The 20,257-nt window shown below is 64.4% G+C and carries 23 protein-coding genes and 1 tRNA gene; 6 read left to right on the forward strand and 18 right to left on the reverse strand.

The features are described from left to right. Positions 1–22: 22 nt before the first annotated feature. The gene (locus VI340_RS06430) at positions 23–775 is read right to left on the reverse strand and encodes a TrmB family transcriptional regulator sugar-binding domain-containing protein (protein ID WP_336358035.1); all 753 of its coding nucleotides are present in this window, start codon (positions 773–775) and stop codon (positions 23–25) included. Between the two features lie 131 nt (positions 776–906). On the opposite strand from VI340_RS06430, the gene VI340_RS06435 reads away from it, so the two are divergent. After that, a complete protein-coding gene (locus tag VI340_RS06435) occupies positions 907–2,442 on the forward strand; it encodes an ATP-binding response regulator (protein WP_336358036.1) in 1,536 nt (511 codons plus the stop codon). Positions 2,443–2,503: 61 nt separating this feature from the next. Next, the gene (locus VI340_RS06440; RefSeq protein ID WP_336358037.1) at positions 2,504–3,064 is read left to right on the forward strand and encodes a DUF420 domain-containing protein; all 561 of its coding nucleotides are present in this window, start codon (positions 2,504–2,506) and stop codon (positions 3,062–3,064) included. Positions 3,065–3,149: 85 nt separating this feature from the next. Here the strand turns inward: VI340_RS06440 and VI340_RS06445 are convergent, their stop codons facing one another. The 5 genes from VI340_RS06445 to VI340_RS06465 all read right to left on the reverse strand — a co-directional run bounded on the left by VI340_RS06445 (position 3,150) and on the right by VI340_RS06465 (position 6,708). Next, the gene (locus VI340_RS06445) at positions 3,150–3,710 is read right to left on the reverse strand and encodes a GNAT family N-acetyltransferase (protein ID WP_336358038.1); all 561 of its coding nucleotides are present in this window, start codon (positions 3,708–3,710) and stop codon (positions 3,150–3,152) included. A 56-nt stretch (positions 3,711–3,766) separates the two neighbouring features. Next, complete coding sequence (gene purF / locus VI340_RS06450; protein WP_008309291.1) at positions 3,767–5,209, reverse strand: amidophosphoribosyltransferase; 1,443 nt, start codon at positions 5,207–5,209, stop codon at positions 3,767–3,769. Positions 5,210–5,223: 14 nt separating this feature from the next. Next, positions 5,224–5,397, reverse strand: coding sequence for a 50S ribosomal protein L37e (locus tag VI340_RS06455; RefSeq protein ID WP_004517916.1), 174 nt, complete (start codon positions 5,395–5,397; stop codon positions 5,224–5,226). Continuing rightward, positions 5,394–5,576, reverse strand: a complete 183-nt coding sequence (locus VI340_RS06460; protein ID WP_004592851.1) for an LSM domain-containing protein — start codon at positions 5,574–5,576, stop codon at positions 5,394–5,396. The genes VI340_RS06455 and VI340_RS06460 overlap by 4 nt, the downstream gene beginning before the upstream one ends. Before the next feature lie 73 nt (positions 5,577–5,649). Continuing rightward, the gene (locus tag VI340_RS06465) at positions 5,650–6,708 is read right to left on the reverse strand and encodes a M20/M25/M40 family metallo-hydrolase (protein WP_336358039.1); all 1,059 of its coding nucleotides are present in this window, start codon (positions 6,706–6,708) and stop codon (positions 5,650–5,652) included. A gap of 114 nt (positions 6,709–6,822) precedes the next feature. On the opposite strand from VI340_RS06465, the gene VI340_RS06470 reads away from it, so the two are divergent. Next, a complete protein-coding gene (locus tag VI340_RS06470) occupies positions 6,823–7,104 on the forward strand; it encodes a hypothetical protein (protein WP_008309284.1) in 282 nt (93 codons plus the stop codon). A 97-nt stretch (positions 7,105–7,201) separates the two neighbouring features. Then, a complete protein-coding gene (locus VI340_RS06475; protein ID WP_008309283.1) occupies positions 7,202–8,152 on the forward strand; it encodes a zinc-dependent metalloprotease in 951 nt (316 codons plus the stop codon). Positions 8,153–8,188: 36 nt separating this feature from the next. Here the strand turns inward: VI340_RS06475 and VI340_RS06480 are convergent, their stop codons facing one another. Both VI340_RS06480 and VI340_RS06485 read right to left on the reverse strand, forming a co-directional pair. Next, positions 8,189–8,719, reverse strand: coding sequence for an Rrf2 family transcriptional regulator (locus VI340_RS06480; protein WP_023843253.1), 531 nt, complete (start codon positions 8,717–8,719; stop codon positions 8,189–8,191). Between the two features lie 76 nt (positions 8,720–8,795). Next, entirely contained in the window at positions 8,796–10,340 is a 1,545-nt protein-coding gene (locus tag VI340_RS06485) for an alkaline phosphatase family protein (protein WP_336358040.1), read from the reverse strand. Positions 10,341–10,462: 122 nt separating this feature from the next. Here VI340_RS06485 and VI340_RS06490 point away from each other — a divergent pair, with 122 nt between their 5' ends. After that, entirely contained in the window at positions 10,463–10,888 is a 426-nt protein-coding gene (locus VI340_RS06490) for a DUF5796 family protein (RefSeq protein WP_050038025.1), read from the forward strand. A gap of 42 nt (positions 10,889–10,930) precedes the next feature. Here the strand turns inward: VI340_RS06490 and VI340_RS06495 are convergent, their stop codons facing one another. Beyond that, positions 10,931–11,065, reverse strand: a complete 135-nt coding sequence (locus tag VI340_RS06495) for a DUF7128 family protein (RefSeq protein WP_004517924.1) — start codon at positions 11,063–11,065, stop codon at positions 10,931–10,933. Between the two features lie 85 nt (positions 11,066–11,150). Here VI340_RS06495 and VI340_RS06500 point away from each other — a divergent pair, with 85 nt between their 5' ends. Further along, a complete protein-coding gene (locus VI340_RS06500; RefSeq protein ID WP_008309275.1) occupies positions 11,151–13,271 on the forward strand; it encodes a CDC48 family AAA ATPase in 2,121 nt (706 codons plus the stop codon). Positions 13,272–13,526: 255 nt separating this feature from the next. Here VI340_RS06500 and VI340_RS06505 read toward each other — a convergent pair whose 3' ends face one another. The 9 genes from VI340_RS06505 to VI340_RS06545 all read right to left on the reverse strand — a co-directional run bounded on the left by VI340_RS06505 (position 13,527) and on the right by VI340_RS06545 (position 20,156). Next, a complete protein-coding gene (locus VI340_RS06505) occupies positions 13,527–14,546 on the reverse strand; it encodes a DUF4349 domain-containing protein (RefSeq protein WP_336358041.1) in 1,020 nt (339 codons plus the stop codon). 78 nt (positions 14,547–14,624) lie between these two features. After that, positions 14,625–15,443, reverse strand: coding sequence for a carbon-nitrogen family hydrolase (locus VI340_RS06510; protein WP_336358042.1), 819 nt, complete (start codon positions 15,441–15,443; stop codon positions 14,625–14,627). Further along, positions 15,440–15,871 (reverse strand): SRPBCC family protein, encoded by a 432-nt coding sequence (locus tag VI340_RS06515; protein WP_336330470.1) that lies wholly within the window; start codon positions 15,869–15,871, stop codon positions 15,440–15,442. The genes VI340_RS06510 and VI340_RS06515 overlap by 4 nt, the downstream gene beginning before the upstream one ends. 448 nt (positions 15,872–16,319) lie before the next feature. Further along, positions 16,320–16,547, reverse strand: a complete 228-nt coding sequence (locus tag VI340_RS06520) for a DUF7123 family protein (RefSeq protein ID WP_004592831.1) — start codon at positions 16,545–16,547, stop codon at positions 16,320–16,322. Positions 16,548–16,611: 64 nt separating this feature from the next. Then, entirely contained in the window at positions 16,612–16,842 is a 231-nt protein-coding gene (locus tag VI340_RS06525) for a DUF7525 family protein (RefSeq protein ID WP_239642279.1), read from the reverse strand. Between the two features lie 54 nt (positions 16,843–16,896). Next, a complete protein-coding gene (locus VI340_RS06530; protein WP_004961528.1) occupies positions 16,897–17,931 on the reverse strand; it encodes a phosphate signaling complex PhoU family protein in 1,035 nt (344 codons plus the stop codon). 107 nt (positions 17,932–18,038) lie between these two features. After that, positions 18,039–19,109: an ATP-NAD kinase family protein gene (locus tag VI340_RS06535; RefSeq protein WP_336358043.1), complete on the reverse strand. Its 1,071-nt coding sequence runs from the start codon at positions 19,107–19,109 to the stop codon at positions 18,039–18,041. 196 nt (positions 19,110–19,305) lie between these two features. Then, entirely contained in the window at positions 19,306–20,001 is a 696-nt protein-coding gene (locus tag VI340_RS06540) for a competence/damage-inducible protein A (protein ID WP_008309260.1), read from the reverse strand. Between the two features lie 80 nt (positions 20,002–20,081). Beyond that, a tRNA-Glu gene (locus VI340_RS06545) sits at positions 20,082–20,156 on the reverse strand. Between the last annotated feature and the right edge of the window lie 101 nt (positions 20,157–20,257).

The following is a 20,257-nucleotide window of genomic DNA, read 5'->3' on the forward strand; positions in this document are numbered from 1 at the left end:
TACAGGCGATTTTCTCGCTGCGTTATTCGTCGTCAGCCCTGTCCAACGTGATCTCGCGACACTCATAGGCTTCCTTCGTCGCACCGGCCCCGCCGACAGTGACCGGTCCGGCATCGGTCTCGATAGTGAGTGACCGTTCGGCCGGGTTCGTGCTCGATGCGGGATAGACGACGCTCTGCCGGACGTTTATCACCGGTCCCGATATCGTCGTCTCCGTCCGGTCCGCAGTCGAGATGACCCGAGCGCGAGCAGTGATCGGCGTCCCCGCGCGCAACGCCAGCGCCGCCATGAGTACGGCGAACTGGAACGCGGAGAACGTCCGCGGGAACGCACACACGCTAGCGATGTAGTGTTCCGTCCCCATCAGCCAGTGGGAGCCGAGGAACATCGCGAATTCGTCGTGAGCGAGGTTCTCGTTGTCGAACTCGGTCGCCTGATATTCTGCTATCGAGTCGGTCAGCAGTCCGGAATGCCCAGTGAGTCCGCGCTGGATATCTGCGGTCACGAGCAGTGGGGTAATACCGCTCTCGATTGTCCTGACCGCCGTTGCGATGTCCTCGTATGCGGGCGTCGGTGCCGTCGCATCGCCGTGGACCAGTAACAGTACCAGCACATCCCGCTCGATAGCGGCGCTGAGTTGCGGGACAAACTCCGGGAGGGACGATTTCGGGACCGCAACCGTGAGGCTCTCGTCGGCACTGTCGATAAGAGATTGTATCGCATCGATGACTGCCGACTGGGTCCGATGGATTTCCAGCCCCGGTTGTGCCATCATCAAAAGATACGGTACCGTGTGTATAAATCGTCCCCTGAAATGGGCAATAGCGTCGCTGAGATGGTAGAGGTGTCAACAATGGAGTGTTTCGTGGTGTAACTTCTTTATGCGTGTGTCTCCTCGGAAGGGTGATGAAGTCACAGCCCACCGTCCTGTTTGTCCGTAGTCCGAGCCAGGACAGGGCCGCGATTTCGATGCTCCGGGACAGTGATCTCACCGTCCACGAGTTCGACGGTGTTCGTGATCTGGAGTGTGCGCTCGGCGACTACGACACGGACTGTGTCGTCACGAACTGCGAAGTGGAGAACCCGGACGGGACACAGTATCTCGGTGGGTTGACCCTTATTGATCGACTGCAACGAAATCACCCCGAACTCCCGGTCGTCCTCTTTGCCGAGGTGGCAAACGGCGACATCGCCCGCGAGGCCTACAGCCGCGACGTGTTCGGCTACGTTCCGAGCACAGTGAGCGACGCTCACCAGCGGCTCTTGGCGCGGGTCGATGCCGCCGTCGCTTCCAGCCCGGCCCGTCAGCGGGCGAACAAGCGAAAACAGCTCAACGAGGCCGTCCGGCTGGTCAATCAAGCGCTCGTCCGCTCACAGTCGCGGGTGGATATCGAACGCGACGTCACGGCGGTTCTGGCGGGCACGACCAGATACAGCGAGGCCTGTACGGTGACCTGTCAGCACGACAGGCCGGTCGTTCGAGCGCTGGGTTCACAGCGTGACCGTGTCTCCATCACCGTGCCGGAGCCGTTGTGCCGCGCCGAGTCGGAGGACCGACTGGTCGTTGCGGATATCGACCCAGCAACGTTCGCAAATGACACAGACGCACTGGAAACGGACTGCGCCCGAGTTCTCGCTGTCCCACTGGTGTACGATGGGACGTCGTACGGCGTCCTCGGAGTGTACGCCGACCGCGTCGATGTCTTCGACACGGAAGAACAGGACACGTTCCGGGAGGTCGGCCACAACATCGCGCTGGCTATCGACGCGAGCCAGACGAAAGACGCACTCCAGCAGCGGACGACGGAACTGGAACGGCAGAAAGAGCGGCTCCGAGAGCTCGCACAGATCATCTCACACGAACTCCGGAACCCGCTCCAGGCGGCGATGGGACGAGTCGAACTGCTAGCCGCGGAACACGCCGCCGAGGAGTTCGACGCCATCCAGCGCAGCCACACCCGCATGTCGTTTCTCATCGACGACCTCATGGAAATCGCCCGTCAGGGCGGCCGACAGTACACCGTCGAGCCGGTAACACTCTCCGACGTGATGGCGGACGCCTGGACGACGGTCGACACCGACGGGTCGACCATCGAAATCGACTGTACCGAGACGATACTGGCCGATAGTGGCCGACTGTGTCAGCTCGCGGAGAACTTCTTCCGGTTCGCGACGGAGCAGGGCAATACCGAAAAAATAACCATCACGGACACGGTCGACGGGTTCGCCCTCGAACACGACGGCACCCCGTTGGAGACGGGAAACGAGAAACCGTTTGAACTCTACTACGCCTCCAGTGACGAAGGGGTCGGGCTCCACCTCGCCGTGATCCGGGAAATCGCACACGGTCACGGCTGGGAAACCGCCCTCTCCAACGACTCGACGGGACGGGTCCGGCTGGACGTAACCGACGTCGAGCGACCGGCAGCGAAAACCACGTAGCGACCCCGCCTCGCCGTACGTGACTCGAAACCGTATTTTGCGTCCAGTCCGGAGTTGTGGTATGGATCTTCAGGCTCGGTATCGCGTGCCAGCACTCACTGGTCTGTTGACGGTCGTGTCGCTCGCGCTCGTGTTCGGGGCCGTTCTCGGGGCGATCCCACAGTCCGCTCTCCCGGCTGCGCCCGCGAGCGTTCTCGGGGCGATCCCCCACGCCAACGCCGTGGTCAGCGCCCTCGCTATCGGAACAATCGTCGGCGGTGTCCGGGCGATTCGCCGCGGGGACGTCGCCCGACACCGGAAGCTGATGCTCTCCTCGTTCGGCCTGTTCGCTCTGTTTCTCGTCCTGTACCTCTACCGGATAACGCTTGTCGGACCGACGGACTTCACCGGCCCGTCGGTCGTCGAGACCTACTTCTATCTCCCCTTCCTCGCTATCCACATCCTGCTTGCCATCATCGCCATCCCGGCGGTGTACTACGTCCTGCTGCTAGCCTACACGTACCCCGTCCCGGAACTGTCGTCGACGAACCATCCGCGAGCCGGGAAGCTGGCCGCGGGGCTGTGGCTGATCTCCTTCTCGATGGGTATCGCCGTCTACGCGATGCTGTATCTGGTCTGGTAACGTCATAGTGATTATTGCGAGTCAGTACCACATCGACCGCACGACAGCGTGCGGTCGGAGCGGCAACCAGTCGCAATACTCACTATCAGTCGCTCTCTGTTCGGAGCAGGCCGAACCACAGCAGATCGCGCCACGCGCCGTCGAGATACCACTCCGCTCGGTGTGTCCCTTCCTTGGTGAATCCCAGTCGTTCGACCACCGCGACGGAGCGGTCGTTTCCGCCCACGATCTTCGCCGACCACTTCCGGAGCGCCCGCTGGTCGAAGCCGTACTGGACCAGCCGGCCCGCCGCCTCGGTGGCGTACCCCTGGCCCCAGGCGTCCGGGTCGAGCCAGTAGGCCAGTTCGGCTGTGCCCCGCTCCGGGTCGTGGTCCGTCATGGCGACGAGGCCGACCGGCTCGGTTCGGTCCCCGACTGGGCCCGGACTCCCATCCGGGTCGATACAGACCAGTAGATGGACCGAGTCCTCGTCGGAAAGCGTCTCTTCGTAGTAGGTCTCCATCTGGTCGGCGGTCGGCGGACGGGCGTACGTACCCAGCCCCCAGACCTTCTCGTCGTGGAAGACGCGCTGTATCCAGTCGAGGTCGTCTCGCTCCGGGGACCGGAGGGCGGTTCGGTCGGTTGCGAGGAAGGACGGCCCTGGCATGGACGACTGCTCGCTCGGACTGCGCAAAAATGTGGTGCCATCCCGAACCGACGACGCTAGTCGTCAGCCGGGCGCGACTGCGTGCCGATATCCGGGCGGGCAACGTCGCGGTCGGTCGCCTCACCTTCGATATCGTAGGGATACTCGCCCGTGACACAGCCGAGACAGAGGTCCGCCTGGCTCTTGTCCAGCGTCTCCGCGATGGCATCGATAGAGAGATACGACAGCGAGTCCGCCTCGATTTCCTCACGGATTTCCTCGACGGACTGGTTCCCGGCGATGAGTTCGTCGCGGGAGGCCATGTCGATGCCCATGTAGCACGGGGCGACGATGGGCGGCGCGCCGATGCGGACGTGGACCTCCTCGGCACCGGCGTCTTTCAGCAACTGAATCAGTTGCGTCGAGGTGGTCCCGCGGACGATAGAGTCGTCGATGATGGTGACGCTTTTCCCCTCGATGGTCGACTTGATGGGGTTGAGCTTCAGCCGGACGGCCCGCTCGCGTTCGTCCTGAGTCGGCATGATGAAGGTCCGGCCGACGTACCGGTTTTTCATCAGCCCCTCGGCGAACTCGATGTCCGAGTCGTCGTCCTGTGCGGCTTCGGCGTAGCCGGAGGCGAAGGCGCGTCCGGAGTCGGGGACCGGCAACACCACGTCCGATTCGACGCCGGACTCTCCCCAGAGTTTGCGGCCCAGTTCGCGCCGGACCTCGTAGACGAGGTTCTCGTCGATGGTCGAGTCCGGCCGCGCGAAGTAGACGTGTTCGAAGAAACAGTGAGCCGTGTTCTCCGGCTCGACGAGCTGGTAGGTGTCGAAGCCGGTCCCGTCGGCGTGCAGGACGACGAGTTCGCCGGGCTTGACGTCCCGGATGAGGTCGCCGTCGAGCGTGTCGATGGCGGCCGACTCGGAGGCGAGGACGTAGCCGTCCTCGAGTTCGCCGATGCACAGCGGTCGGTTCCCCTGCGGGTCGCGCACGCCGAGTACCGTCTCGTCGTGCATAATCGTCAGCGAGTACGACCCGTGGATACGGTTCATCGTCCGCTTGACAGCCCGAACCAGGTCCTCCTCTAAGAGATTACGCGCGAGGTCGTGGGCGATGACCTCGGTGTCGCCGTCGGACGTGAAGGCGTGGCCGAGGTCGGCCAGTTCGTCGCCGATCTCGTCGGCGTTGACGAGGTTCCCGTTGTGGGACAGCCCCAGCGACCCCGACTTGAACGAGACGGAGAACGGCTGGGCACAGCAGGCGTTGACGCTCCCGGCGGTCGGGTATCGGACGTGGCCGATGCCGTTCGACCCGTTGAGCGATTCCAGGTCGCCGGGGTCGAACGCGTCACCGACGAGGCCCATCTCGACGTGGCTGTACTGCTGGAACCCGTCGTGGGTGACGATACCGGCTGATTCCTGACCGCGATGCTGGAGCGCGTACAAGGAGTAGTAAAGCGGTCGGGCGGCGTCACGGTCCTCCAAAGAGATGCCAACAACGCCGCACTTCTCGTGCATTTGTGTTGAGTGTGTTATTCGCCTGCTTTCGACTGCCACTCGTAGTCACGCCGCTTGGCCGACTTGCCGAAACCGCACGACGAGCAGACCTTCTTTTTCGTGTGATACGACTTTTCACCACACCGTCGACACTTCGTGTGCGTCGTGGTGTTTTTCTTGCCCTGACTCGGAGTTCCTGCGCCAGTCATGGAGTAATTGAGACGACGTTATCGCCGCGTATAATCGTTGTGTCTTCATCCTCGACGACGAGGTTCATGTGTTGATCGTAGCCGGTGAGTTCCCCTTCGAAGATTTCGCCACCCTTCAGCTGTACGGTGACTGTCTCACCGAGGGACGCTTCGAGTACATCCAGCGGTCGTCCACTCATGTACGGTTTGGATAGTGACGGCCGCTTAAACGTACCGTTTGTGTGGTGGCGCGCGCGAGACAGCCCCGACTCCCTACACGTCGACGCTAAAGGGCGCTCGGTCGGCCGCTCGGACAGCGAAGCCGGCCAGCAGGTCCGCGAGCGCGTCGAGGTCGTCGGGGTCGATGACCTCGACCGGCGTGTGCATGTAGCGGTTCGGCAGGCCGACGTTGGCCGACGGAATCCCACCGCGGGAGGTGTAGAAGGCGTCCGCGTCGGTCCCGGTCCTGCTGCCCGTCGCCTGCAACTGAATGTCGATGTCCTCCTCCTTGCCGGTCTCTCGGAGAGCGTCGACGGCGACCGGATGGTTCGCGCTCCCGCGAGCAACGACCGGCCCCGCGCCGAGTTCGACTCCCGTCGCGGCCTTCCCCGGCGAACCCGGCGAGTCCGTCGCGTGGGTCACGTCAACGGCGATAGCGACGTCCGGCGCGAGATCGAACCCGACCATCTTCGCCCCCTGGACGCCGACCTCCTCCTGCACCGTGGAGACGGCGTACACTGTCGCCTCTGCATCGGCCTCCGCCGCGCGCCGAAGCCCCTCAGCGGCCGCCCAGATGCCGATACGGTTGTCCATTCCCCGGGCCGCGAGGCGGCCGTTCTCCAGTTCGCTCAGCGTCTGGACGAACGTCACCGGGTCGCCGCGGTCGACGAGTGATTCTACCTCGTCGCCGTCCTCGGCCCCCACGTCGACGTGCTGTTCGGCGATCTCCGGCACGGAGTCGTCGTCCGGGTCCCGGAGGTGAATCGCAGTCTGTCCCACGACGCCCGATACCGGCCCGTCGGCTGTGTGAATGGTGACGTGTTGCCCGCGCGAGACGGTCTTGTCCGAGCCGCCGATGCGGCCCAGTTTGACGAAGCCGTCGTCGGTGAGGTCCCGGACGATGAAGCCGATCTCGTCGCCGTGGCCCGCGAGCGCGACGGTCGTGTCGCCACCTTCGACCTTCGCGACGGCGTTGCCGTAGTCGTCCGTTCGGACCTCGTCAGCGAACTCGCTGACGTAGTCGAGCCACACCCGCTGGCTGTCGGCCTCGTACCCCGACGGGCCGGGCGTCGTCAGAAGCGATTCCAAGAATTCGCGTCGTCGTGTGTCCATATGCGGGATAATCGCTCTGTGGTCATGAAAACAGCGGACGGCACGCGGTCTGGGACCGTCCCACCGTGGCTCTGGGACCGCCACGGCTAAGAGTCGCGGCGTCGAACTGTCAGTATGGCCGAATTCACTCTCCTCGAACTGCATCTCGACGGCGCGGAGTTCACTGCCAACGCCCCGTTCAGTTCCACCGACGATGACGACGAATCGGAGCGCAAATCACGGTGGTCGCGGTCCCGGACGGACGAGCAGAGCGACGAGACGGACGTTGAGGGTGACGGTGGCCGTAACGTCGGTCGCTTCGCGCTCGCGGTACTCGGTGCCGTCGCGCTCGTCGCGGTCGTCCTGCGTCTGTACCTCGGTGGGTCAGACGGCGACGACAGCGACGAAGCCCTGTAAGGGACAGCGTCCCACTCCACAGCAAGGCCACGAACCGAACGCCGGTGGTCGTTTTCACAGGGAGAAGGCCTATTTTCTCCCGCCACATTTCAGACGTATGGGAATATACCACAGCGTTCAGGCTGTCGCCGGCGCGACCGGCGACGGCCCCATCGACTGGAGTGCCGTCGCCGACGCCGCGAAGGGCGCGACGGACACGGGCGACCTCACCGTCGAGACGCCCGAACGCGACGGCTACGCCACCGACGTCCGGGACGCCAGAGATCGCGTCCGGGAGGTCGGCGAACTCGCCTTTGACCTGCCCGAAACCGTCGAGATCCAGAACCGCCACCACTGGATCGACGCCAACGTCGCCACCTTCAGCCGCGTGATGGAACCGATCGAACAGCAGGCCGAGTACATCCCCGGCATCGCCCGCGTGGTCAACACCGGGTCGATGGCCGTTGCGCTCTCGTTTCTGGGGAACAACGTCTTGGGTCAGTACGACCCCGTCTTGCTCGCGGATAACGACGCTCACGCGCTGTACTTCGTGCGCCCCAACATCCACCGGGTCGCCGACGAGTTGAACGTCGAGCGGGATCGCTTCCGCCGCTGGATCGCGTTCCACGAGGTCACGCACGCGGCGGAGTTCGGCGCGGCCCCGTGGCTCTCCGACCACCTCGAAACGGCGATGGAGGACGCCATCGACAACCTCACCGACGGCAACATCGACCGGACGACGCTTGGTGAACTCGACACGACGATGACCGCCGTCGAAGGGTACGCGGAACTGCTGATGGACCGGGCCTTCGACGACGAGTACGACGACCTGCGCCGGAAAGTCGACGAGCGCCGGCAGGGGCGTGGCCCCATCGCGTCGCTCATGCGCCGGCTGCTCGGCCTCGGGATGAAGCGCCAGCAGTACGAACGCGGGAAGGCGTTCTTCGACACGGTCGCCGACGCCCGCGGCGTCGCTGCGGCCGGGCGCGTCTGGGACTCGCCGGACACCCTCCCCACCGAAGACGAGATAGAGACGCCGACGCTGTGGATCGACCGCGTCGACCCCTGAAAGAGCTACGGTACGCCGCGTGGCCGCACGGACCGCTTATTTCTCCGGTTCTTCCACAGGCGCTTCGATCTTCGCGACGTCGAGGAGGATTTCGCTGTTGGATTCGTCGACAGCGACAACCGTCCCGGCGACGACTAGCTTCGAAATCGGCGTGGGTCCGAGAATGACGGCCTGTCCCTCGCTGAAGTCCTGCACCGAGCTCTGGAGGTGGAACCGGGCGCGGCACTTCTCCGGGTCGTGGACGTTCGTGAAGTTGATTTCCTCGACGGTGACGTCGACACGCTCGTAGTCGTGGGCGACGACGACGCTCTCGGCCTCGTCTATCTGCTGGCGGTCGATTGCGTCGAAGGCCTCGGACGTCGGCTTGTACCCGCCGGTCGGGCCGGGAATACCTTCGACGAGTCCCAGCGAGGTCAGACTCTGCATCTGGTTCCGTACCGTTCCGGGGTTCCGGTCGATCTCCTCAGCGATTGTCTCGCCGGTAACTGCCTCACCGGTCTGTTGATACCTGTTTACCAGCGTCGTAAGCATTGTTCGCTGGCTGTTGTTCAGATCGATGCTAACCATACCGGTGTGTATCGGGAGCGGCTACTTATCCCATTGGGTTCACTCATTTGAACGCCGGTCGAACTCACAGACGGACCTACTCCATGTATCCCAGTTGTTTCAGCCGGTCTTCGACGGCGTCGCCGTCGTCGCTTCCGAGGGCGTCCTCGATACTGAGTGGGGCACGCTCGCCGACAGCGGGGTCCTGGGGGAACACCGGGAGCACCTCGCCGCGCATATCAGTCGGGACAGCACAGCCGTGGGCGGCCAGCACCGTCGGCGCGATGTCGAGAATGCTGATACGGTCGAGTTCGCCCTGTGGTTCGAAGTCCGGCCCGCTGGCGGCGAAGATTCCGTAGGGCGTGTTCTCGGCCGCCCAGCGGTCGGGGCCGCTCTGGATGGCCCCGCCGCCGATGCCGTCGTTGACGTGGACGCCCGGGCGCTGGTCGACGACGACCTCCGGGCCGGCGTCGACGTAGGGGCCGTTGTACACGTCTTCGCCCCTATACACGTCAGTGAACAGCGGGCCGTGCTCGTCTTCCACCTCGCGGAGGTCAGCCATGAGCGACTCACGGACCGATTCCACGTCGAATCGGGGGTTGACGTACACCGGCCCCTGTCCGCTGGCGACGACCTTTGTCTGCTCCAAGTCGATGGCTTCGAGTTTGCGGTCCCGTTTGACGCCGTCGCGCTGCGGGACGAGTTGCTGGATGGACTCCGGAACGACGCGAGCGAGCGTGTCGACCAGCCCGGCGCGCTTTGCGACTGCGAGCAGGTTCTCGCGGTCGAGCCCGATTCGAGTGAGTACGGCGTCGACGCTCGTATCCCGGACCTGGTAGCCGTTCTCGGCCAGCCACTCGTTGATGTAGAACTCCGTCTGGGTCGCGTCACAGCCGTGGTCGGACATCAACACCAGGTTCAGGTCCTCGCGGTCGTCGAGCCGGCCGACCCACTCGTCGACGAGCTGCCACGCGCGCAGGCTCGGCTCGTCGTCCCAGAAGAAGTGATGCAGGACGTTCAGATAGAACAGCGTCACATGGACGAAATCGAGATCCCGTTCGTCCATGAGTGTCGTGGCAACCTCGAAGCGCTTCTCTAGCAGGTCCAGAATGGCCTCGACCTCCGCGCCGCGCTCGTCGTTCGAGGACAGCAGCGGGTCCGGGTGGACGCTGTAGTCGAACCGGGATTCCAGTTCCTCGGCCAGTTCCGGCGGCGAGGTGTAGCCGGAGCTAATCGACCGGTACTCCCCCTCGACGGCGTCCGGGCCGCCGGCGACGACAAGGTCGTCGATGTCCCGCGGGGGGTACATCGTCGGCATGTTGACCACGCCGGCCGATTGCCCCTCGTCGTTGAGGTAGTCCCAGAGTTCGGCGGTGTCGTAGTCGCCGCCGTTCATCACGGTGATTTCGCCCGCGTCGAGGTCGACGTTCTCGAACCAGAAGACGCCGAACCCGCCGGGGTCCTTGCCCGAGGAGTAGCACTTCCAGTTCGGGAACGTCACCGGCGGCAGACAGCTTCGCGTCCCCGCCCAAGTGCCGGTGTCCCGCAGCGCGGCCAGGTTCGGGAGCTCGCCGGTCTCGATCCACGGGTCGAGCAGTTCCCAGCTCGCTCCGTCGAGTCCGACGACGAGGGTCTTCGTCATGTTGAGACGGAGACAGGCGAGTCACTAGTCCCTTTCGCACCCCGTCCGATGGGGTTGGAAACCGACCGCTCGGTCGAAACGGACAACGCGTCACTTTTGAGCGCGCCGCCGGAACTGACGGTATGAGCAACCGGTCGGACATCGCACCGGACACCGTCTCGGTCGAGTTGACCGAGGACGGCGTCGTCGTGGAGTACCTCGACGGCCGCCAGGCGTTCTATCACGGCGTCCCAACGGCGGTCGAAGGGAGTATCCAGACTGCGCCGGGAAAAGACACACACGTCCTGATTACCGACGAGACGGAGACGTCGGGCATCCTCGTGTACGTCAACGACCTCCGCACACATGACGATATTCTCGAAGAGACAGGCGTCGGACGGGTCATCCTCGACGACGGCGAGGAGGACGAACTGTTCCCCGGCGTCACGGTCCGAGACAATCAGATGCGGACGGAAGTAGACGTGGACTACGACGTAACGAACGGCCGCGTGTTCGTCTTCGAGGAGGACGAACTCGGCGAGCGGAGCTTCGAGATCGTCGAAGCGTAATACCGGTGGTAAGGTGACGCGTGATTGTGGGGTCGAGGACCGCTACTGGATGTAGGACGGGTCTTCGTCGTCACAGTTCTCCTCGTGCTGGCGCGCGTCGCTCTGGTCGTCGAACATCAGGCCACAGGTCTCGCACTTGTACCAGGTGACCTCGTCTCGCTCGGTTTGGACAACCATACCTGAAGATCCGACGGCCGACCGTATATTATTTTCCCGCAACACAACGGGAACCCTCAAGGGAGTCGGATTGCAAGAAGGCGGCATGAGCGGGTCCACTGACGCCGGTGTCGAACTCACCGTCGAGGGTGCGAACAAGCGCGACGCCGGGCGCGGTATCGCACGACTGCCAGATTCGGCACGCAGCGAGCTACGCGTCTTGAGTGGCTCACCTGTTATCATTGAGGGCGAGGACAAGACTGTAGTGAAGGTCTGGCCAGATGACGACGAAGACGGCTCCTTCGTCCGCATCGATTCAGACACCAGAGCGAACGCCGGCGTCAACATCGGCGACACGGTGACGGTGACGAGTGGGTCGGTCTCTGAGGCGACCGAAATAGCCATCCAGCCGGTCGAACCGATACCGGGCAGCGAGGACTACGAGAGTCTGGTCAGGAAGCGGCTGGTCGACCAGATCATTCAGGCCGACGAGCGGACCCACATCGAAGGGCTGGGAACGTTCCTCGTTCGCAAGACCTCTCCCTCGGGGCCGGTTCGCGTCACCGGCACGACGGCAGTGACTGTACTGCCGGGCCTCGACGGCGGTAGCGACGCGAGCCAGTCGTCGTCCGGTGAGGCAACAACGGCGAGCACACCGACCGCCGAGACGGAATCGGGGGTAAGCTACGAGGACATCGGCGGCCTCGACGAGGAACTGGATCGCATCCGCGAGATGATAGAGATGCCCCTCTCCGAACCCGAGGAGTTCCGCCGCCTGGGTATCGACCCGCCCAGCGGCGTATTGCTCCACGGCCCGCCCGGGACGGGGAAGACCCTCATCGCGCGAGCGGTGGCAAACGAGGTCGACGCCTACTTCGACACTATCTCCGGCCCCGAAATCGTCTCCAAGTACAAGGGCGAGAGCGAGGAGCGGCTCCGGGAGGCCTTCGAGACGGCGGAGGCGAACGCGCCGGCTATCCTCTTCGTCGACGAAATCGACTCCATCGCCGGCTCTCGCGACGAGGACGCCGACATGGAGAACCGGGTCGTCGCCCAGTTGCTCACGCTGATGGACGGCCTCGAAGACCGGGGCCGGGTCGTCGTCATCGGGGCGACGAACCGCGTCGACGCCATCGACCCGGCGCTACGCCGGGGCGGACGCTTCGACCGCGAAATCGAGATCGGCGTGCCCGGCGAGCACGGCCGCCGTGAGATTATGGATGTCCACACGCGGGACATGCCGCTGCACGAGGACGTGGACCTCGACCGCATCGCCGCACAGACCCACGGCTTCGTCGGCGCTGACCTCGCGTCGCTGACCACCGAGGCCGCGATGGCCGCGCTCCGGGCCGACCGCGACGACGGCGACGTCCACCAGGACGACTTCGAGACCGCGCTCGCCACCGTCGACCCCAGCGCGATGCGGGAGTACGTCGCCGAGTCGCCGACGGCGACCTTCGACGACGTGGGCGGGCTGTCCGAGGTCAAACAGACGCTGACGGAGGCCATCGAGTGGCCGCTCTCGTACAGCGAACTGTTCACCGCGACTAACACCGACCCGCCGAGCGGCATCCTGCTGTACGGCCCACCGGGGACCGGCAAAACCCTGCTCGCTCGGGCCGTCGCCGGCGAGAGCGACGTGAACTTCATCCACGTCGCCGGCCCCGAAATCATGGACCGCTACGTCGGCGAGAGCGAGGAAGCGGTCCGGGAACTGTTCGAGCGCGCCCGCCAGACCGCGCCGAGCATCATCTTCCTCGACGAGATCGACGCCATCGCCAGCCACCGGGGGCAGGGCAACGAGGTCACCGAGCGCGTCGTCTCCCAACTGCTCGCAGAACTGGACGGCATCACGGAGAACCCCAATCTGGTCGTGTTGGCCGCGACCAACCGCCGGGATATGATCGACGATGCGCTGCTGCGGCCGGGTCGCCTCGAACAGCACGTCGAGGTCCCGAACCCCGACCGTGACGCCCGCGAGGAGATTCTCGCCGTCCACACCGACGGAAAGCCACTCGCTGAGGGTGCCGATATCGGGGAGCTCGCCGAGGAGACCGACGGTTTCTCGGGTGCAGAACTGGAGGCCGTCGTCCGCGAAGCGTCGATGCTGGCCATTCGAGAGGTGGCGTCCGCCTACGGGCCGGAAGAGGCCACCGAGAACGCCGATGAAGTGGAGATCACGCCAGAACACTTCCGTGAAGCGCTGGAGCGGGAACGGACGCGGTAGCTCGCAGGGCATCTTCGTCGCAGTAGCTGCTGAGTGGCCGTTTTAGATCGATAGTATCGGAAAGACGAGGAGAGGCGAAAGGATCGACTCCGGGAGAGGAGTGAAAAGGCTGTCCGGACAGCCTTGGCGGACGAGCGACGCCGAGTGGCCGAGCAGCGAGACGGGCGTTAGCGCCGGCATCGACGTGAAAAGCGCCTTGCCGGCAGCTACTCGTAGCGAGTGCACACGCAAAAAAGGCCCGGTGTTCGGTTCCGGCTACGCGTCCTTGTCGGGCGACTCCGTGTCCGATTCCGCAGCGGGTTCCTGCTGTGGGTCGTTTCCTCCGCCAACACCGTCGCCGTCGTCTGTGGCTGGTTCCGACGCGCCACGTCGACCCAGCAGCGGGAGCGACCGACCGCGAAGGAGCCGCCGGCCACCGACGACTGGGACGGCGAGGACAACGAGCCACGGCGCGAGACTCGCCGCAGTCACCAGCAGGCCACGGGTGAACACGTACACGTCATTCACTGACGAGAGGAACGCGGCGACCAGCGACCGCTCGTGGTACGGCACCTGCTGGGCCGACGGTGCCGGCGCTGGCTCGTGAATCTCGACGCGCAGCGTCGAGTAGGCGACCCGCTGTTCGAGCGAGCGCTTCTGGGCTTCGAGGCGTTCGATGTCGTTCTGGACCGACGACAGTTCCTCCTCGATGCGGAGCAGTTCCTCCGTGCTGTTGGCTCGCTCGTAGAAGGTCCGCAGTCGGTCGCGACGCTCCCGGAGGTTGGTCAGCCGCGCTTCGAGGTCGACCAGTTTGTCGGTCACGTCTTTCGTCGTCGTCTCCTCGGAGCGGACCGTCCCCTGCTCGCTCACCATCGACTGCGTCGGTTCGTACTCCTCGCTTGGCACTCTGACCACGATGTAGCCGGTGTACCACGTCTCGCCGTCGTCCCGGTGGAGTTCGCGGTTGGAGTCGCTCACGTACCCGCCGGATGTGCGCGCCCAGGCGGCAATCGCGTCGGCTGTCGTGGAGTAGTTCTCCACTTCGACCACCATCCGACCGTTGCGGATGATGGCCCGGTCGGTCATGGCGTTGCTGGCCTGGACGTTCCCGCTATCAGCCGAATTTGCGCCCGAATCAGCCGCTTCGGGCTGATTCGACCCGCCGTCGCCGCTGGACATCTGTGCGCCGTCACCGCCGCCCTGTGCCTCGCCCGCATCGCCGCTCCCACCCATACCGGTACAGCCGGCAAGGAGGAGGAGACCGACGACAGCGAGGACCCTGATTCGCGAAGCCATACGGGTCGTACTCGTCCTGAAAGCGGCATAACGACGGCGAACGCTCAAAAACCGCTTTTTGTAAAACAGCGACTGCAGTTACGGCCAGTCCGTCCGGCGGTCCGCAAGCGCCGGGAACTCCTCGCGGACCTGGTCGACGCGAGCCGGGTCGAGAGTGGCAGTTACCAGTGCCGGGTGGTCGTCGGCGCTTGCGAGCGTCGTTCCCCACGGGTCGTACACCGTCGACCGACCCAGCAGTTCCGCGTCCTCGAACTGTCCGACGCCGTTCGCGGCGGCGACGTACAGCTGGTTTTCGACGGCCCGAGCGCGGCCGAACAGCTTCCAGTGCTCGACGCGGGGATAGGGCCACGCGCTCGGGACGAGCGTCAGCGTCACCCCCTCGTCGACGAGATGGCGGTACAGCTCCGGGAACCGGAGGTCGTAGCAGGTGGTAATGCCGACGGTGAACCCCTCGAAGTCGAGGGTCGGAATCCTCCGGCCGGCTTCGAGCAGTTGGGACTCCGCCGAGTCGTAGCCGAACAGGTGATGTTTGCGGTACACCGCCTGTCGCTCCCCGTCGCGGTCGAAGAACACGGCGGTGTTCGCCATCCCCTCCGGAGCCGGCGTGTCGAAGCCGCTGTCGGCGCTGGCTTCGAGGTCCTCGACGATACTTCCGGCGAGCACCGCCACGTCGTTGTCCGCGGCGACGCCGCGGATTCGGGTGAGTGTCTCGCCCTCCAGCCCCTCTGCTTCGCGGGCGTAGCGGTCGAACGCGAAGTAGCCGACGTTGAACAGTTCCGGGAGCACGACGAGGTCCGCGCCGTCCGCGGCCGCGTCCCTGATGGCGGTCGTCGCGCGGCCGACGTTCTCAGTCACCGAGTCCGACGACACGTCTATCTGGGCAAGCGTGAGTCTCATGCTTCGACTTCGAGGTCGTCCCGCAGCGCCTGTTCGAGGTTCTGCATCTCGTCGTCGAGGTTCCGCTTGAAGAACCGCTCGACGCCCGGGAGCTTGCCGTCGACGATGAACCGGTTGGTCAGTTTCGTGCCGCCGTCGGCCGTCTCTTCGAGTTCGTGTTCGCCCTGGACGGTCATCACCTTCGAGCGACCGATGAAGCGGGCGTACTCCGGGCGGCGCTGTTCGACGTCCTCGGTTTTCACCGTCATCGTCTGGTTGACAACCGGAATCGGGAGTTCTATCGACCAGTTCGCGTGTGTGTCGTCGATGACTTCCCAGTCTGTGACGACGCTGATCGGCCGGGCCCGTTTATCCGGGTCAGTGATGAATTCCCAGACACGCTCCGGTGTGGCCGGCACAGTCATCGTTCGCTCGGCCCGGACAGTCATGGAAGGTACTCAGGACTACTGGCCGATGAATCCACCGATTGTCGCAGTGCTTGACCTCCTCCCACGGCTGAAGCCGGTGGGATTCCCACGGCACCGCACCGCTAGGTTGGGAGTTTCAGGTTTGCAGTCCAGTCGGCATGACGGGACTCCTGGCGGGGCCAAGCCGCCGTTACTCCTATCCCGGCATGGGATTCAGAGTTACCGTGCGTTTCGGAATCCACAGCCAGCGGCCGGAAGGAAATTCCTTCAGACGTAGTGTGGCCCGAATCCCGATATTATCCGTTTAACAGGGCGGCAAGACCGCCTCGGTGTGGTCATGCTTACATTCTGGTTTAATATAAAACTCCGGGATAGCTCACTCTCGTGGACTGGTTCCCAGTTGTCGGCTTCATCCCACCCGTAAACGGGTGGGCTTTCGCCTCGATACCGCTGTAAAACCCGGCAGCGGCTATCCCGTCGGTGTGACGCGCCACGTCGTCGACCGTGCCCGTCCCCACTTTTCGATCTCGACTTCGTCGGCCTCCTCAGCTAAGCGTGGCAGCCGCGCTCCCACTTGCTTCGACGAGAGGCCGAGCTGCTCAGCGATGTTCTTCGCGCGGAAGTAGCTCTCCCCACGCGAGACGCTGTCCCGGAGATATTCGAGAATGCGTCGGTCTTCCTCGCTGTAATCGGCCATACTAGAGAATAGGTCTCAGCGTTTTTAACGGTTCCCTTCACAGTCTCTCCGCTGATACCAGGCGTCAGGCGTCGTAGGCGTGAATCGCCACGATAGCCACGGCCGCGGCCAGCATCGCGAGCCCGAACGCGCCGCCGGACGTCACAAGAAGATTGCCGGTCTCAAGCTCCTGTGCGTGTAGAATCGCGTAGTTGTAGCTGTTCGTTGCCGTGGCCACGGCCGCGCCGACCGAGACGAGCCCGAACAGCAGGGCCAGGCCCATCCCCATGTCGCTTTTGGACGCCTTGGAACTCATGTACGAGGCTTTCGGTGTTGCCCACTTAGTTCATTCGGGCTGGTGTCGAAAGCGCTATTCGATGGTCGTGTGTTCGGACTCCTCGTTGAGCGCGAGGTTCGTCGCGATCTCGGCGCTCCGGACCGCGAACTCGGCCGTCTGCTGGAGGCTGACGAGCACTTCACGCACTTCCAGCAGCGCCTCGTTGTCCATCTCCGGCAGGTCGTCGAGGATCTCGTGTTCCTTGTCGCCGATGTCCTTGTACAGCTCTCGGACCTGAATCGCGGTGTCGTAGTTGCGGTCGACGGCCGCCTGGACCGCGAGTTCGGTGATATCGTTGACCTGGTCGGTGAACTCGCGGATGCGGCGCATCGTCGAACTGTCGACGTTGAGGGAGTGGTCCTCGGTCTCCAGCGCGATTTCGGCGATGTCCTCGGCGTTGTCCGCCGTCAGTTCGAGGTTCTTCGCAATCGAGCGGTAGCCGATGAGTGGGAAGCCGTCGTTGAGGCCGATGGCCCGCGCGAGGTTGGGGTTCTGGTAGGCCGTGAAGATGAGCCGTAGCAGGAGAACGAATATCTTGTTGGCCTGTCGCTCGCGGTTGAGCGCCCGCTGGGCGAGGTCAGGGTTGCCGTGGGCGAGGGATTTCACCGCCTCGTTTCGCATCGTCGAGCCGGTGGATTCCAGCCGTTCGAGAAGGTTGTTCAGCGTGAAGTCCTCCGGGTCGACGGAGCAGCGAATCGCGATCCGGTCGGGCGTCTCCTCGATGACGCCGAGGCCCATCAGCTGGGTTTCGGCGTTGTAGACGGCGTTGATGTGAGAGGATTCCAGCGTCTCGCCCTCCGGGGCTTCGACGTGGATGACGCGCCGGCCGAGCACGTACTGTGCGACGATAGCCCGCTCGACAGACGCGGCATCGAGATTCTCTGCGTGGATGATAGCCTCTGATTCCTCGGTCTGGACGGACTCGGGCATGACTGTCAGCGTGCCTTTGCCGCCCATCCGTAGCGACACCTCGTCGCCCTTTTCGACGTCGTGCGCACTGGCCCACTCCGCCGGCAACGTCATCGCGAGCGTCGACGGCCCCAATCGCTGGACTTTCCGGGTTTCCATATGTCCTTTGTGGGGCGTGAGATACCTTAATCTTGACTATACATGATAAAATACCGGAGCCGATATATCATGGCTTGCGTCTCTCGGCTGGGGAGGCCACAGAGGGATTAGACGACTTCGACGAGTCGACGCTCGTGACGGCCGACGCGGACCCGCAGCCAGCCGCGCAGTTCCTCGTCGAGGTCCGGGTCGCCGGTGTCGACGCGGAGCGTGCCGATACCGTCCAGTTTCCGGCGGGAGGCGACGACTTCGAGGTCACACTGCCTGATGACCGCCGGCGATAGCTGCTGGTTCCCCCGGCCGAACACGAACCCCTGGCCGCCGATGGGCGAGACGACGATGACGTTTCGGTCGCCAAGGGCGTCGAGAATGTCAGATTCGGCGGCGTCGCGAGCAAGCACCTCTCCGTCGCGCCACACGTCCACGCCGAGCGTCGTCCCGTCGAACCCGAGCTGTTCCTTGATAGCGCCGACAGTGCTCCCTGGTCCGAGGACGTACGTGACGCCCGGTTCGACGGCGTTGGCGACACTCTCGGCAAGTGATTCGACGCTGCCGCCGCCCAGTTGCTTGGCGGACTGGCGCTGGTCGGCGACGGGCACCTCCGCGACGGCCCGGAGTTCAGTGACCACTTCCCCGCCTCTGAAGGCGTCCTCGTCGATATCGTTGACCTCCGCGCGCTCCGTCTCGGAGAAGCGGGCCACAATGCGCCCGGCCGCGCGCGGCGACACGCCAAACACGGAGGAGTACACCTTGACGCCCGCCGGGACGCCCAGAATCGGGATGTCGGCATCCAGTTCGTCGAGGGTCGTCGCCACGTCGACGGCTGTGCCGTCGCCGCCGACGAACAGGATCGCGTCCACATCCGCCTCGGCGAACGCCCGGACCGCAGCTCGGGTGTCCTCGTTGGTCGTCTCGTCGGGAGTCGCCGGGGAGCCGACCACCGTCGGGTCGAACCCCGCCACACGAGCGATACCCTCCCCCATCGGGTCGCCGTAGGTAAGCAGTTTCACGTCCGTCCCCACATCGGCGAGTGACTCCAGCGCCGTCCGTGCGCGGTCCGGTGCGCGTTGCTCCGCGCCGCGGCGGCGCGCCTCCGCGACTTTCCCGTCAGTGCCCTTGAGGCCGACGCGGCCGCCCATCCCGGCGATGGGGTTGACCACGACACCGATTCGTCGCATTCGCCGTCACTACGCGACCCCGCGGCAAAAGGGACCCGGGAGCGTGCCTTTCAAGCCACCCCACGAAGAACGCACAGCTATGTCAGTCCTACTCCAGAGCGGCGTTCAGACAGGGATCATCAACGCGTCCGGCGCGGTCATCACGCTCGGTGGCCTGCTCCTGACGTTTCTCTGGCTGAACCACCTCTACCGGTAGTCACTCCGCCGTCGGTGACTCGACGCGTTCGCCGAACCACGCGGCCGCGTCCTCGACTAGCTCCTCCTCTGTCCCCTCGAACCGGACGGTTACGTGGTCGCCGGGATAGCTTCCGACCTTGACCGGGAACTGCTCCTGTACCTCCGCCAGTCGATCCAGCAGCGCGCTCTCGGGCTCATCGGCGTCGACGGTGCGAACGTACCGCTGCTCGCCGGCGAACTCGCCCGCAATCTCCTCGAACATCCGCTTCATCTCGGCCGGCACGCCCGGCAAGACGTAACAGCTCTCGACGACACAGCCGGGGGCGACGCCCTCGTGATTGGGCAGCACGCGGGACCCCTCCGGCACCTCGCCGGTTCCGTCGGTCAGATCCTCGCGCGTGTAGCCGCCGTGTTCCTCCAGCCACGCGATGGCGTCCTCGCTCTCGACGACGTCCCGGCCGAACGCCGCGGCGACGGCCTCGATGGTTTTGTCGTCGTGTGTCGGTCCAAGGCCGCCGGTGACGATGACGGCGTCGAACTCCGCATGGTACTCGTTGACCACGCGGGCGATATCCGATATCTCGTCGGGGACGACCGTCGTCCGGCCGACAGTGACGCCACGCTGCGCGAGCTGTTGTCCCAGCCACGCGGCGTTCGTGTTGACCGTCTCGCCACTGAGCAGTTCGTCTCCGACGGTGACTACCGCGACGCGCATACCGCCCGGTTGGACTGGGAGACACAAATACTGTCGGTCACAGAACGTGGTGACTGTGTATCCGTCGAATCGGAGAGAAATGCTCCGTCAGGGATTTGAACCCTAGTCATCACCGTGAGAGGGTGATATGATTGGCCGGACTACACCAACGGAGCGTACACAAATTCGTAGCGAGGAGATACGTATAATCATTGCGTTTCGGCCCCGCCCTGTGTTGGTTCCTCATACTGTTGGCTGTAACTATGGCACGGTATTC

Source organism: Haloarcula sp. CGMCC 1.6347 (assembly GCF_037078395.1).
In the GTDB taxonomy this organism is placed as follows: domain Archaea; phylum Halobacteriota; class Halobacteria; order Halobacteriales; family Haloarculaceae; genus Haloarcula; species Haloarcula amylolytica.

What these genes read in the sequence shown, in the direction of transcription:
- VI340_RS06535 (WP_336358043.1), bottom strand. Translation starts at nt 19,109, where the DNA reads ATGCGACGAATCGGTGTCGTGGTCAACCCCATCGCCGGGATGGGCGGC.
- VI340_RS06475 (WP_008309283.1), top strand. Translation starts at nt 7,202, where the DNA reads ATGGGAATATACCACAGCGTTCAGGCTGTCGCCGGCGCGACCGGCGAC.
- VI340_RS06540 (WP_008309260.1), bottom strand. Translation starts at nt 20,001, where the DNA reads ATGCGCGTCGCGGTAGTCACCGTCGGAGACGAACTGCTCAGTGGCGAG.
- VI340_RS06485 (WP_336358040.1), bottom strand. Translation starts at nt 10,340, where the DNA reads ATGACGAAGACCCTCGTCGTCGGACTCGACGGAGCGAGCTGGGAACTG.
- purF (WP_008309291.1), bottom strand. Translation starts at nt 5,209, where the DNA reads ATGCACGAGAAGTGCGGCGTTGTTGGCATCTCTTTGGAGGACCGTGAC.
- VI340_RS06445 (WP_336358038.1), bottom strand. Translation starts at nt 3,710, where the DNA reads ATGCCAGGGCCGTCCTTCCTCGCAACCGACCGAACCGCCCTCCGGTCC.
- VI340_RS06520 (WP_004592831.1), bottom strand. Translation starts at nt 16,547, where the DNA reads ATGGCCGATTACAGCGAGGAAGACCGACGCATTCTCGAATATCTCCGG.
- VI340_RS06470 (WP_008309284.1), top strand. Translation starts at nt 6,823, where the DNA reads ATGGCCGAATTCACTCTCCTCGAACTGCATCTCGACGGCGCGGAGTTC.
- VI340_RS06505 (WP_336358041.1), bottom strand. Translation starts at nt 14,546, where the DNA reads ATGGCTTCGCGAATCAGGGTCCTCGCTGTCGTCGGTCTCCTCCTCCTT.
- VI340_RS06490 (WP_050038025.1), top strand. Translation starts at nt 10,463, where the DNA reads ATGAGCAACCGGTCGGACATCGCACCGGACACCGTCTCGGTCGAGTTG.
- VI340_RS06440 (WP_336358037.1), top strand. Translation starts at nt 2,504, where the DNA reads ATGGATCTTCAGGCTCGGTATCGCGTGCCAGCACTCACTGGTCTGTTG.
- VI340_RS06510 (WP_336358042.1), bottom strand. Translation starts at nt 15,443, where the DNA reads ATGAGACTCACGCTTGCCCAGATAGACGTGTCGTCGGACTCGGTGACT.
- VI340_RS06525 (WP_239642279.1), bottom strand. Translation starts at nt 16,842, where the DNA reads ATGAGTTCCAAGGCGTCCAAAAGCGACATGGGGATGGGCCTGGCCCTG.
- VI340_RS06460 (WP_004592851.1), bottom strand. Translation starts at nt 5,576, where the DNA reads ATGAGTGGACGACCGCTGGATGTACTCGAAGCGTCCCTCGGTGAGACA.
- VI340_RS06500 (WP_008309275.1), top strand. Translation starts at nt 11,151, where the DNA reads ATGAGCGGGTCCACTGACGCCGGTGTCGAACTCACCGTCGAGGGTGCG.
- VI340_RS06435 (WP_336358036.1), top strand. Translation starts at nt 907, where the DNA reads ATGAAGTCACAGCCCACCGTCCTGTTTGTCCGTAGTCCGAGCCAGGAC.
- VI340_RS06465 (WP_336358039.1), bottom strand. Translation starts at nt 6,708, where the DNA reads ATGGACACACGACGACGCGAATTCTTGGAATCGCTTCTGACGACGCCC.
- VI340_RS06455 (WP_004517916.1), bottom strand. Translation starts at nt 5,397, where the DNA reads ATGACTGGCGCAGGAACTCCGAGTCAGGGCAAGAAAAACACCACGACG.
- VI340_RS06430 (WP_336358035.1), bottom strand. Translation starts at nt 775, where the DNA reads ATGATGGCACAACCGGGGCTGGAAATCCATCGGACCCAGTCGGCAGTC.
- VI340_RS06530 (WP_004961528.1), bottom strand. Translation starts at nt 17,931, where the DNA reads ATGGAAACCCGGAAAGTCCAGCGATTGGGGCCGTCGACGCTCGCGATG.
- VI340_RS06515 (WP_336330470.1), bottom strand. Translation starts at nt 15,871, where the DNA reads ATGACTGTCCGGGCCGAGCGAACGATGACTGTGCCGGCCACACCGGAG.
- VI340_RS06480 (WP_023843253.1), bottom strand. Translation starts at nt 8,719, where the DNA reads ATGGTTAGCATCGATCTGAACAACAGCCAGCGAACAATGCTTACGACG.
- VI340_RS06495 (WP_004517924.1), bottom strand. Translation starts at nt 11,065, where the DNA reads ATGGTTGTCCAAACCGAGCGAGACGAGGTCACCTGGTACAAGTGCGAG.